The 12,904-nt window shown below is 36.1% G+C and carries 14 protein-coding genes; 5 read left to right on the forward strand and 9 right to left on the reverse strand.

Annotation, left to right across the window (positions count from 1 at the left end):
• The first annotated feature begins 15 nt into the window (after positions 1-15).
• The 4 genes from Q4493_RS11670 (at position 16) to Q4493_RS11685 (ending at position 4,398) form a co-directional block, all read left to right on the forward strand.
• On the forward strand, positions 16-1,611 hold the full coding sequence (locus Q4493_RS11670) for a GGDEF domain-containing protein (RefSeq protein WP_303452789.1): 1,596 nt from the start codon (positions 16-18) through the stop codon (positions 1,609-1,611).
• A 45-nt stretch (positions 1,612-1,656) separates the two neighbouring features.
• Positions 1,657-3,006, forward strand: a complete 1,350-nt coding sequence (gene ppnN, locus Q4493_RS11675; RefSeq protein WP_303452791.1) for a nucleotide 5'-monophosphate nucleosidase PpnN — start codon at positions 1,657-1,659, stop codon at positions 3,004-3,006.
• Positions 3,007-3,819: a flap endonuclease Xni gene (xni, locus tag Q4493_RS11680; protein WP_303452793.1), complete on the forward strand. Its 813-nt coding sequence runs from the start codon at positions 3,007-3,009 to the stop codon at positions 3,817-3,819.
• Positions 3,820-3,951: 132 nt separating this feature from the next.
• On the forward strand, positions 3,952-4,398 hold the full coding sequence (locus Q4493_RS11685; protein WP_303452796.1) for a DUF3192 domain-containing protein: 447 nt from the start codon (positions 3,952-3,954) through the stop codon (positions 4,396-4,398).
• A gap of 106 nt (positions 4,399-4,504) precedes the next feature.
• Here Q4493_RS11685 and rlmM read toward each other — a convergent pair whose 3' ends face one another.
• Genes rlmM through Q4493_RS11705 form a run of 4 tightly spaced genes read right to left on the reverse strand, consistent with a single transcriptional unit; the run spans position 4,505 to position 7,656 of the window.
• Positions 4,505-5,641 carry a 23S rRNA (cytidine(2498)-2'-O)-methyltransferase RlmM gene (gene rlmM, locus Q4493_RS11690; protein WP_303452798.1) on the reverse strand — a complete coding sequence of 379 codons (1,137 nt, stop codon included), beginning with the start codon at positions 5,639-5,641 and terminating at the stop codon, positions 4,505-4,507.
• Complete coding sequence (locus tag Q4493_RS11695; RefSeq protein ID WP_303452800.1) at positions 5,638-6,024, reverse strand: DUF423 domain-containing protein; 387 nt, start codon at positions 6,022-6,024, stop codon at positions 5,638-5,640. Before Q4493_RS11695 ends, rlmM begins: the two co-directional genes overlap by 4 nt.
• Before the next feature lie 56 nt (positions 6,025-6,080).
• The gene (locus Q4493_RS11700; RefSeq protein ID WP_303452802.1) at positions 6,081-6,761 is read right to left on the reverse strand and encodes an alpha/beta family hydrolase; all 681 of its coding nucleotides are present in this window, start codon (positions 6,759-6,761) and stop codon (positions 6,081-6,083) included.
• Entirely contained in the window at positions 6,751-7,656 is a 906-nt protein-coding gene (locus Q4493_RS11705; RefSeq protein WP_303452804.1) for a transcriptional regulator GcvA, read from the reverse strand. The genes Q4493_RS11700 and Q4493_RS11705 overlap by 11 nt, the downstream gene beginning before the upstream one ends.
• A 307-nt stretch (positions 7,657-7,963) precedes the next feature.
• Between Q4493_RS11705 and Q4493_RS11710 the strand changes: the two genes are divergently transcribed.
• The gene (locus Q4493_RS11710) at positions 7,964-8,251 is read left to right on the forward strand and encodes a hypothetical protein (RefSeq protein WP_303452807.1); all 288 of its coding nucleotides are present in this window, start codon (positions 7,964-7,966) and stop codon (positions 8,249-8,251) included.
• 217 nt (positions 8,252-8,468) lie between these two features.
• Here Q4493_RS11710 and kdsA read toward each other — a convergent pair whose 3' ends face one another.
• The 5 genes from kdsA to prmC form a co-directional block, all read right to left on the reverse strand.
• On the reverse strand, positions 8,469-9,311 hold the full coding sequence (gene kdsA, locus Q4493_RS11715) for a 3-deoxy-8-phosphooctulonate synthase (protein ID WP_303452809.1): 843 nt from the start codon (positions 9,309-9,311) through the stop codon (positions 8,469-8,471).
• 32 nt (positions 9,312-9,343) lie between these two features.
• Entirely contained in the window at positions 9,344-10,618 is a 1,275-nt protein-coding gene (locus tag Q4493_RS11720) for a DUF819 domain-containing protein (RefSeq protein WP_303452811.1), read from the reverse strand.
• 110 nt (positions 10,619-10,728) lie between these two features.
• A complete protein-coding gene (locus tag Q4493_RS11725; protein ID WP_303452813.1) occupies positions 10,729-11,514 on the reverse strand; it encodes a tetratricopeptide repeat protein in 786 nt (261 codons plus the stop codon).
• Between the two features lie 112 nt (positions 11,515-11,626).
• Positions 11,627-11,989, reverse strand: coding sequence for a SirB2 family protein (locus tag Q4493_RS11730; RefSeq protein WP_303452814.1), 363 nt, complete (start codon positions 11,987-11,989; stop codon positions 11,627-11,629).
• A gap of 36 nt (positions 11,990-12,025) precedes the next feature.
• Positions 12,026-12,889, reverse strand: a complete 864-nt coding sequence (prmC, locus tag Q4493_RS11735; RefSeq protein WP_303452940.1) for a peptide chain release factor N(5)-glutamine methyltransferase — start codon at positions 12,887-12,889, stop codon at positions 12,026-12,028.
• Between the last annotated feature and the right edge of the window lie 15 nt (positions 12,890-12,904).

Genomic DNA, 12,904 nt, shown 5'->3' on the forward strand with positions numbered 1-12,904 from the left:
GGAATTTGACTTTTCATGAGCGGTAATTCAACAGTCGATAGAGAAATAGCAGCACTAAAACGAAAGCTTGATATAGCTATTGAATCACGTAGTGCTATCGATGATGAATTTAAATTTCAAACAACGTTATTTACCGAGTTTATTATTAAGCTCAGTCAAGCGAGTAAAGGCACAGATTTATCTTTAGATAATAAATTAGCGAAATTGCGATTACTATTCACTAAATCAGCTCCAATTGCTGAAGTGCAAAAGTTAGTGAAAGAAATCACCTTGCTGCTACAAAAATTTTCCCTTAAAAAAGAACAAGAAATCATTAATTTACAAAGTGAATTCAATTTAGCCGGACAAGCACTCCAAAAAATTAAAGGTTTACCTGAAGACTTAAGACGACAATTGCGCACACTGTTAAAGGATAATGAAGAAACAAAAGAAGCGTTGGCGCAATATATTCCTTTATTGACTCAATTAGTGAATTTTTATCAAATTGCATTAAAAAAAGATAATGTAGCAAGCAGTACTGGGGGCTTATTAAACCAACCAAAAACGCCAACTGCCGCAAATATAGTGTCAGTGCCAGATCAAAAAATCATTAAGCGTTTTACGGAATTTTTAACCAAAATTAATGTTTCACGTCAGTATCAAAATCAACTACTAAAAATAAAAGCTGAACTGAATGAAAATATGCCCAATGAGAAACTACTCAATAGTTTTTTAGCGGCCTTCGATGTGATTAGTCATGATTTAGTTCATGAAAGAAATACCGCAAAAGTGTTTTTATCGACATTAAGTGAAACACTCTCGACCATTCAAACAGCGGTAAAAAGCACAATTACCACCCAAGAAAAGTGTCATAAGAAAAATCAAAAATTAAACACTCAGCTACAAAACCAAATAAACAATATGGCACATGGCTTAGATCAGGCAAATTCACTTGTTGATATTAAAGTCGATATTAGCGGTAAATTAGAAGCAATAGTTAACACCCTTGATGAAAAGGCATTATTAGAGAACACCCTACAGTTAGAATTAGAAAAAAAGCTTGTCGACATGCAAGCGAAAATAGAAAAACTTGAAGAACAAAGCATAACATTTGAAAAACGAATTCAAGAACAACAAGCAAAAAGCTTACAAGATGCACTTACCAAGCTAAATAACAGAGCCGCTTTCGATGAGTATTTCGCTAAAGAAACCGTTAGATACCAACACAATGGCGGTTTATTATCAATTGCAATTGCTGATCTAGATAACTTTAAAAGAATTAATGATACTTATGGACACACCGCCGGAGACAAAACGCTACAAGTGCTAGCAAGTACATTCAAAAAGCATTTAGAAAACGATGCTTTTATTGCACGATACGGCGGCGAAGAATTTATCTTTATTTTCAGAGATAAAAGTAAGAGTGAAGTCAACGAAATACTAAACTCTTTAAGAGCTAACATAGCTAAACTGCCTTTTAAATTTAAAGATAATAAAGTATCAATGACGCTATCAATTGGTGTTACTCATATAAAAACCGATGACAATGTCCACATAGCTTTTGAAAGAGCGGATACTGCACTTTATAAAGCCAAAGAAGAAGGAAAAAATAGAGTTATCTATATTGAATAAATCAATTTGGAAACCATCAATTTGATTAGTTAAAAGGAGCAATACATGCATACACACTTAGACCCTGTTGGGAATATGAAGTTACTTTCTCCTATTGAAGTTGCTCAACTACAACAATCTGCCTCAAGTAAGTTATATAACCTTTATCGAAATTGTTCATTAGCGGTATTAAATTCTGGTAGCCATACTGATAATGCAGAAGCTATTTACCAAAAATTTCAAGACTTTAACATTCAAGTATTACGTCGCGAACGCGGTGCAAAAATCTCCCTCGAAAACCCTCCTGAACATGCTTTTGTCGATGGAAAAGTCATTCTTGGTATTCAAGAACATTTGTCCGCGGTGTTAAGAGATATTTTATTTACCAGTCAACGTTACAAAAACATTTCAGGTGAAAATGAAAATATCACTCATATCACCTTTGATATTCTAAGAAATGCCAATGTCATCATTCCCGATAGTGAGCCGAATATGATCACTTGTTGGGGAGGACATTCAATTAACCAACAAGAATATCAATATACCAAAGAAGTTGGTTATCAATTAGGGCTACGTGGTTTTAATATCTGCACCGGCTGTGGCCCTGGAGCCATGAAAGGCCCGATGAAAGGCGCTACAATTGGTCATGCAAAACAACGAAACAACCATGGTAGGTATATTGGCTTAACTGAACCAAGCATTATTGCTGCTGAGCCACCAAACCCTATCGTTAATGAATTAGTGATAATGCCTGATATTGAAAAACGCCTCGAAGCTTTTGTGCGTGTTTCTCACGGCATTATTATATTTCCTGGCGGTGCAGGAACGGCTGAAGAGTTACTTTATATTTTAGGTATTATGCTAAATCCTAAAAACCAAGAACAAAAATTACCGATTATTTTAACCGGACCTGCATCAAGTGCCGCCTACTTTGAAAAAATAGACGCATTTATTGGTGCTACCTTAGGGGAAAAAGCACAAAATCTGTATCAAATTATTGTTGATGACGCAGAAAGTGTCGCCAAAAGCATGAAATCAGGTTTAGCTGAGGTATTATCCTATCGTAAACAAACCGGTGACGCTTATCACTTTAACTGGTCTTTGGTGATAGAACATGATTTTCAGCAACCTTTTGAGCCAACACATCAGAATATGGCTAAAAATAAAATCAGTTTTGATTTAGACATTGCAACGTTGGCGGCAAATTTACGACGAGTTTTCTCAGGAATTGTTGCCGGCAACGTAAAGTCAGAAGGTATTAAAGAAATTCGAGATCATGGTCCTTTCCAAATTACCGGAGATAGTCGTATTATGTCGCTGATGGATGAGCTCCTCACTTCCTTTGTAGAACAGCAACGTATGAAACTGCCCGGTACTGAATATATACCGTGCTACCAAGTCATTAGGGAAAAATAGATGTCAGTGCATGTAGTATTAATTGACGCTTTAAATTTAATTCGACGTATTTACGCAGTTCAAGAACGACCTTTTTTATTGAATAATGAATTAGCAGACAATACCAAAAAACAAGTGTTGTTTAATACTCAGCAAGCCTGTAGCCAAGCTTTACAAAAGATAATTGACTTACAACAACCCACCCATGCTCTTGCAATATTTGACAGTATAAAGCCCTGTTGGCGATATGCTATTTACCCTGATTATAAAAAGGGTAGAAAAAAAATGCCTGAGCACTTAGCTGACAAATTAATTGATATACAAGATGCCTTTATGGAACAAAACGTTGATTCGTTGATTTCTGAAGAAGATGAAGCTGATGATTTAATTGCAACTTTAGCAATTAAAGTTGCGTTACGCGGTCAAAAAGTCACGATTATCTCAACAGATAAATGCTTTCTTTCGTTATTAAATCAAAATATAGAAGTATACGATTACTTTAATCGTCGATACTTAGATCATCACTACGTAAAAGAAAAGTTTGATGTTAAAGCGGATCAATTACTAGATTTATGGACGCTAACGGGAGATTCAACGAATAAAATCCCAGGTGTTGCGGGGATAGGTCAAGTCACTGCATCTACGTTATTAAATCAATATGGTTCATTGAATGCCCTTTTAGTTGCCAACGACTTAAAAAGCAGCATCAATGAAAAACTTAAACAACATACCGAACAAATTGAATTAAGCAAAAAGCTGCTGCAATTAAAGCAAGATATCCCGCTTGGGTTTAATTTAAAGGATATTAGATTAATAGATACCACTCATAATTAACTTTAGTTAATAAATAAGTACAAAATAATACGAGTAATTATCAGGTTTAGTCGTTAAAAACTTCCAATCATTTTCGCATATCGTTATGCTATACAAAAATTTTACATTAAATCCTCTCGTTTAAAGGTTAACATGAACAAAAAAGTCATTTCGCGTATCTTATTAGCTTTAGCTGCATACGGCATTTTCGTTGTACTTGTAGTGAGTTTTTATGATGACAGCCCAGCGAACATGCAATGGGAAGATAGAGAAGCCTACAATAGACAGTTTATTAGCACACTAAAATTAGGTGAATTCACCTTTGATCAAGCCATTGAAAAACTTGGCAGCCCTGATATTACTGAAGCTAAGAAGTCGAAAGATACAAACTATCAAGTGCTATTTTATCGAACACAACATGTAAAGTCTGATGGCATTACAACTCAAGATGAATGTACGTACCTTTTATTTGTTAATGATCAACTTGCAGAATATGCCAAAGCAGAACATTACAAAGGTTTAGACGACGTTATTACTGAATACTCAATTAAGCACTCGTTAGAAAGCCAAGTAAAACACTTAGACAGTATTGCAAACTAGTGTATTTAACATTGGCTGTGTTTTAAGCTAACTTAACAAAGCAAAAAAGAGCAATTGATTGCTCTTTTTTTATTGGCTGAAATCACCAAAAATCTGAGTAATTTGCTTACCTTTGATTATCTCGGTGCACTTTATATTTCACTAACACAGTAATTTCATCGCGATCATAATACAAATGTTTGGCTTCGTAATAACAATTAGGCAAAGCTGCTTTTAATTTTTCCAGTAGTTCTTTGACGGTATCGTATTTTTTCGCCATCGGTAGTTTTAAATTAACAATAGCTTCGCGACAATAGCCCTCTGTAAACCAACGAATAATCAAATCAACCACGCGCTGTGGTTTTTCAATCATATCGCAAACCAACCAATCAACGGGTGTTTGATCGGGAATATTCACTTTTTCGCGCTTTTTAGTTTCACGTACTAACCAATAAATCTCATGTTTAATCGGCTCATATTTAAAACCGTCCACCATGCGATGTTTCACTTGTCCGGTTTCCATCAATGATTCTGCCATCGGGCCATTATCAATAGACGTTACCATCATGCCTCGGCGCACAAGTTGATATGTCCAACCACCAGGTGCAGCTCCTAAATCAACAGCTTTCATACCAGAGCTTAATCGATTCTCTCTTTCTTCTTTAGGAATGAAATACAAAAATGCTTCATCTAATTTTAATGTTGAGCGACTTGGCGAAGCGCTCGGGAATTTCAATCTAGGGATCCCCATCACATGAGGAGAAGTATTATTGCCTAACGAATACCCTAATATTACTTCAGTACCGCTGAAAAAAAGTGCATGTAAAACAGCACCTTCATGTTGATTTTTTTCCGTGAGAATCTTTTTCTTTCTAAGCGCTTGTCTTAACGGAACGGCTAATTTTCGACAAAATTTTGATAAGGCTTTACCGTCATTCGTATCAGGCGTTTCCATTCTTAAATCAGCATACTGCCATTCGCTACCTAGCTCCTCAACTATAGCTTCAACCCGATTATAATCAGGAAGCTCAATTTTATCTGTTAAGGTAACAAACCACTGACGCGTAAAAACAAGGCGCTTTAGTGGTAACTTTTCCATGATTTTTTCACCATCTTCTGGATTATTAAGATGATAAAAAACAATACCTTCGTTTTTAGTTATCTGTAAATAACCAAAGGCTTCAAGCCAAGCCGCTTTTTCTTGAATTTCAGCACCACATTCTTTTTCAAAGCCGGGTCTGCAATATAAAACTATTGATGTCATGATTTTTCTTTACCTAAAAAAGCTAAACTTAACCAACCTAGCGCTAATGTTATACCGCCAAGGGGAGCAAACCCACCGAGACTTAACATGCCAGTATAGGTTTTCAAATATAAACTGCCACTAAAGAGTATTATCCCTACAATAAATAAAATCGCCGAAATACATAAAGTCCGTAATTGACTATGTCGATAAGCTAAACTGACAACCAGTAATGCAAGTGTATGAATAACTTGATATTGATGTGCAGTTATTAAACGAACCTTATCTATTTCATTGATATGTTGGCCAGCATGGGCTAACCAAGCGCCGAATAATACAGAAAAACATCCACTAAGGGCAGTAAATACTATAAATACTTTGACAAAGACCTGCTTGCTTTTCATTTGATTAACTCTTTTTCATTTTTGATCAACGTTAATAAATTAACGCCTTGCTAAAACTAGCTGTGGTGACTGATATATTCTGTTATTAATTGTACAGCGGATTGCATATGTTGTTGATGCGTGAAGCCTGACTTTACTCGTGGCTTTAAATCATGATCACCGTCGGCTAAAAAAGCAACCTGACAAAGTGAAGATAAGCGATACTGCTCTATTTCCTGTTTATTACCTAATGCATCTCTCTCACCTTGCACAATTAAAATGGGTGTAGTGGTATTTTGTAATGGTGTTAAACGTAAATTTTCCGTTTTTTTTTGTGGGTGAAAAGGGTAACCTAAACAAACTACCCCTTTTACTTTCGCTATTTTATTTTCGACTAAGGTTGCAGCAACCCTGCCTCCCATAGACTTTCCGGCAAGAAATAGCGGCAAAGAGGTTTCAAGATTAGATAACACCGTTTTAAAGCAATTTAACAATGTTGGCATTCTCTCTGGTGGATAACGTTTGTTATCTTTAATGCGCTTATCCATATAGCCAAAATTAAACCGCAGCACATTAATTTTTTGGGCATTTAATAATTCAGCTATGGTTTGCATAAAATCAGAGGACTTATCAGCACCAGCGCCATGAGCAAAAACAAGCAAGGCAATAGCATCGTCTACGGTATTTTCAATCATTGAAATATCCGGTAAGTTTTCTGCCGATAAATTTACCAAGCTTTTTTCTATATTATTCATCATTTAATTGTTCTTCTGCAGCAACCGTTTCAAGCACCCATTCTCTAAAGGCAGCTATTTTTCCTACATCAACCTGATGTTCACGGCAAACAAGATAAAACGAATCTTTGCTAATTAGTGTGTGCGAAACGGGCTTAACTAGTCGTCCAGCATCAAGGTCAGGTTTCGCTAAAACACTTTGCGCTAATGCTATACCTTGCCCATAAACAGCTGCTTGCACCACCATCGCTGAATGACTAAAAATAGGGCCATGGTTTACATTGGTACCTTTTACGCCCACATCTTTAAACCACCGCTTCCAATCTCGCCGAGAGGTATCATGTAATAATGTATGATTGGTCAAATCATGAACAGTATTTAATGGTTTAGTCCCTTCTAATAATAACGGCGAACAAACCGGCACTAAATATTCAGTATGGAGTTTATCAATGTGAACGCCTTGCCAGCGTCCTCGCCCATGAAATATAGCTATATCAACATCTTCTGTTAATGAATTCTCTGCTTGGTCAACGGCTTTGATCCTCACATCGACATCAGGGTTTAATAAATTAAAAGCATTTAATCGAGGAACTAACCATTGAATCGCGAAACTTGGTTGCAAACTTACCGTAATTGCACCTTTTGCTCCACGCGCTAATAGTTTTTCAGTCGCTTCATGTAGTAAATTGAAAACATTTTTTATATCAGAATAATACGATTGACCTTCTTCTGTTAGCAAAAGCGCACGATTTTTTCGCATAAATAACTTTAAGGCTAAATGTTCTTCTAAAGATTTTATTTGATGACTTATTGCTGCTTGAGTAACAAACAATTCTTCTGCAGCACGAGTAAAACTCAAATGTCTAGCAGACGCCTCAAATGCTCTTAATGCATTAAGTGGTGGTAAACGTACAGCCAATGTAACACCTATTATATTATTTAATTATGACAGTTTTTTGAATAAAAACTCTAATCAAAAACCCAAAAACAAATCGCATTAGTTTTTCTAATGAAAAGCATTATAAAATGTCATTTTATTTATTACCAGTATTACCTTATGATTTACCCATAGATGAAGGACACCATCTTTACCCTACCATGACATATCAAGTAGATGTGCAAAAGTAGCTGGGCAAGAATGTTTACCTAAAGAAAACATTAGACCACGAGAGAAAAGGTCCTAAAACATCTATAAGGATATTTGACGTTTTATACAGGTGACTATAATGAAATTACTTACACAACTCTCTACCGTTTTAACCCTAGCATTAGTCAGCACACTTGCTAATGCAAACACAACCAAAGTAACTACTACTGAATTAGCTAAAGCACAGCCAATAAATGCTGCCGAATTAGTTAACGCCGTAGAGTTAAATCTTGTTCAATCTATGGAACAATTAAAAGTTACTTTTGTGAATGAGGCAATTAATAATCAAAAGTTCTTAATTACTCAAACAAACTCTGCTCGCACTAATAAAGATTTTTCAATCAAGCTTTCATTAGCGGCAGAATAAAGCCAGATTAATAATTTTAGGTATAAATTCATTCCCAACTGAATTTAACCTTAGTTAAGCGTTAAAAGCTTCTCTAGGGCGATTGACGTGATAAACCACATAAGGTTCTTTGGTTTGATGGCTTAATAATCTTTTATGGTTAAAATAAATGCTCGCGCATAAATATTTAAGGGTGCTGATGCACCCTTTTCTTTAACTGAATCTTGATAACAAAACGCTATTCGGTGATCAAAGCAGGAAAGCTTTTAACCAGTTCGTCTACCGCTTTCATTTGCTCTAAATACGGGGCTAATTTATCTAAGGGTAACGCACAAGGACCGTCGCATTTTGCAACACTAGGGTCTGGATGAGCTTCTATAAACAAACCGGCAATGCCTAATGCCATACCGCTTCTTGCCAATTGCGCTGCTTGTGCACGACGACCATCAGCAGAATCTGCACGACCGCCAGGTTTTTGCAACGCATGCGTGGCATCAAAAATTACCGGTGCATATGATTTCATCTCTTCCATGGCTAACATATCAACCACTAAGTTGTTGTAACCAAAACAGCTGCCTCGTTCACATAAAATAATTTTTTCATTACCCGCTTCAGCAAACTTTTTAATAATATGACGCATTTCATGAGCCGCTAAAAACTGAGGTTTTTTCACATTAATAATGGCATTGGTTTTCGCCATTGCGACAACTAAATCAGTTTGACGAGCAAGAAATGCGGGCAATTGAATAACATCAACAACATCGGCAACTGGCTGAGCTTGATACGGTTCATGTACATCCGTTATTACAGGCACATTAAAAGTTGCTTTTATTTCTTCAAAAATCTTTAAACCTTCATCTAGCCCAGGGCCTCGATACGAATGAACAGAAGATCGATTCGCCTTATCAAAAGAGGCTTTAAAAACATAAGGAATGTTTAACTTTTCAGTGACTTCAACATAATGCTCAGCAATTTTCATCGCTAAATCACGAGATTCTAAAACATTCATGCCACCAAAAAGTGTAAAAGGTTGCTCATTGCCAATGGCAATATCACCTAACTTGATCTGAGAAATACTCATTGTCTTTCCTAACTATTAGTTCTTTAAATTGATTAGCCAATCGCCTGTAAAATTTGACCACATAACCATGCCATATAAGTACCAATGGTATAGCCTAACACCGCTAACAACACACCTACTGGCGCTAAAGATGGATGGAACGCAGATGCAACGATTGGCGCAGAGGCGGCACCACCGACGTTCGCTTGGCTTCCAACCGCCATATAAAATAAAGGAGCTTTAATTATTTTAGCGACAATTAACATTAATGAAGCATGAATAATCATCCAGATGGCGCCAATGATAAAATATATCGGTGCATCAAGGATCATAGTGACATCCATTTTCATTCCGATTGTTGCAATAAGAATATATAAAAATGCCGAACCTACTTTAGATGCGCCTACCCCTTCAAGTTCACGCGCTTTAGTAAATGACAATGCAATACCAACAGTACTAGCAAAGACGATCATCCAAAAGAACTTACTATGAAAACTAAATTTCGCTAACCCTGGAAAGTTTTCAATAAAATACGGCGTAATATTATCGGCAAACAAATGAGCAAAGCCGGTAACACCTAAACCCACAGCCACAATAATCATGATGTCAGAAAGTGTTGCAATTCGACCATGTTTGGCGTGAAACTGTTCAACTTTTTCTTTTAAGTCAACGATCGCACTTGTGTCTGCACCGGTTTTCTTATCAATATTACTGGCATTCGCCGACATAACCAGTAACACAGCCATCCATAAGTTAGCGACAATCACATCAACGGTTACCATGGCAGAGAAAATTTGATCACCTGCGCCATAAATTTCTTTCATTGCTGCTTGGTTCGCACTGCCGCCAATCCAACTTCCTGCAACCGTTGTCATACCGCGCCAAACCGCTTCGGGCCCAGAAACACCTAATAATTCAGGAGCAATACTTGAGACGATTAATAAAGCGATAGGCCCCCCAACAACAATACCTATGGTACCGGTTAAAAAGAGAATAACGGCTTTATTGCCTAATCGGGCTATCGCTTTTAAATCAACACTAATGGTTAATAAAACCAGACAAGCCGGTAGTAAGTAACGTGAAGCGACATAATAAAGTTGAGAGGATTCTCCATCAATAACACCAAAAGTATTTAATAATGAAGGAAGGAAATAACATAATAAAACGGCAGGGACAAAACGATAAAAATTCTTCCAAAAAGTTACTTTACTTTGAGCGGTATAAAAAACCAAACCAAGCATAATAGCGATAATACCGAGCACGGTAGCATCATTTGTTAAAAGTGGCGTTTGTTCAACCACTTCTGGTGTTGTCGATAATGCAAACATACTTTCTCCCAAAACTGTTTGTCTAATTATTATATGATTGTTTTAATTATAATTTTTATAAATCTAAAGGTAATAATTTAAATTTTTTAGCCTCTGTATTGACAATATCGTTAGTGTAACACGGTATCAGCAATAGTAATTTTATCTAATTGCAACTTCAATAATTGCGCTGCGGGATCTTGTGGACATTCTTTAACAAAAAATTGGTAGTCATCATACGCCACTTTGAAACAATCTAATTGATGAAGTAAAAAGCCACGGTCTCTTCGTTCAAATGGATCATCCGGTCTAAGTGCTAACAACAAATCTACACACTTTAACGCTTTATCAAATTGCACTTCTCTTATTAATGAGTTTTTTAGTGAGGTTAAATACTCCACTAAAATACTTTTCACTTCCATTGGAGCTAAAAATGCTTGCGTTGGATCTCCGTCTAAATCACCTAAGCGAGCATCTAACTGTTGCCAATTTAACGATTCACCACTGACAGGTTCAAAAATAATTGAATAAATATCATCACAAATAATGCGAACCATCACTTTTTCTGGAACAAAGACGATCTCAGCTTCCATATCACAAGCATTAACAATTGTTTGCACTATCGCCGCTTTAAGCACAGGCGCCATCAACTTATATTCAACTGCCGATGCAATTTTTTGCGAAACAACCGGCCAAACCTGACGCTCGTTATCAAGAAAAAGTTGGCTAACATAAAGCTCATTGATTAAACATTCAGCTTTTTCCATGGGTTCTTCAATATCGATAATCGCTAAGCGACAAGCTTCGATAACCTCATGTAACCTATTCTCAAAGCTTGGTGTTTCTGAAAAAATATATTCTTCAACCAAGGCAAATGACGATAATAAATTTCTTTGTTCTGAGTTGATCTCAGACATCAACAAATCATTCATTTATAACTACTAAAACCTTATTGCTCTGTTTATTCTAAGATATGGGGTAAAAATAATTTTTAAAGTCAGCTTTTTTAAAACTGACTCAATCATATGCTTAGAAGAATACTGTTTCTTTTGACATGGCAAGTCTTGCCACCAATAAAATCCACCCCATCGCTCCTAAATATCCAACAACTTGCATCATTTTATTTCTAGCAAGTTTTAACGTGTAATACCCAGTAAATATATAGGCGATAACGGCAATTAGTTTTTCGCCAAGCCATAATTGCTCAAATGGGTTTAATGCTAATTTTATCATCATTGCAACGCCTAAACCTAATAGCACAGTGTCAATAATGTGCGGCGCTATTTTTACCCATTTTTTATCTAACTGCGCAGAGCCAGCTAATGTCCAATAAAAGCGTAATGTAAATAACAGCACACTTATTAAAGCAATTGTCATATGTAAATGTTTCATGTTTTATCCTTTTATTTATTATTATTGTTTAGTTTATTAATGATGACGTTTATAACATGCGTATGTCACGCGATCGTTACCGTTATAATCTTTTACCGTTTGTATTTCACTAAAACCATGTTGCGAAAATAATGCGTGTATTTTCTTCGCTTGCTCAAAGCCATGCTCAAAATACAACCATGCATTATCGTTTAAATATGCAGTTGAAGTTTTGATGATATGTTCAATATCAGCAAAGCCTTGCTGTTTAGCAACAAGCGCACTTTTTGGTTCAAATCTTACATCACCTTGCTCAAGATGTTCATCTAATTCGTCAATATAAGGTGGATTACTAACGACAATATCAAAGGTTTTACCACTACTTATGCTATTAAACCAATCACTTCGATAAATTGAAACTTTGGAAAATCCTAAGCGTTGTGCGTTAGATTGAGCTAATTCTACCGCTTCAAGTTGAAAATCTACCGCATCTATTTGCCAATTTGACTGTTCTGATGCTAAAGCAAGTGCTATTGCACCAGTTCCTGTGCCTAAATCTAAACAGTTAACCATCGAATTGGTGTGATTATTTAGGACAGTCTCTACTATAACTTCAGTATCAGGACGAGGAATGAGTGTTGATGAAGAAACCTGTAATTTGAGTGACCAAAATTCTTTGTAACCCAAGATATAAGCAATAGGCTTACCTGCTTTACGCTGCTTGAATAACATGACGAATTGTTGAAATTCTTGCTGTGTTAATTGTTTTTCCGGCCAAGTAAGTAAATAACTTAATGGTTTATCAATAACAAAACTTATCAACAATCTAACATCCAGTTTGGCACTATCAGATAATGGCGCTAAAACTTTAGCGCCATTATTGATTAAAACAGCAACGGGATCGGAAGCAGAAAAAGGCATATCCATAAAATTAAT

The organism is Colwellia sp. 1_MG-2023 (assembly GCF_030546755.1).
In the GTDB taxonomy this organism is placed as follows: domain Bacteria; phylum Pseudomonadota; class Gammaproteobacteria; order Enterobacterales; family Alteromonadaceae; genus Thalassotalea_H.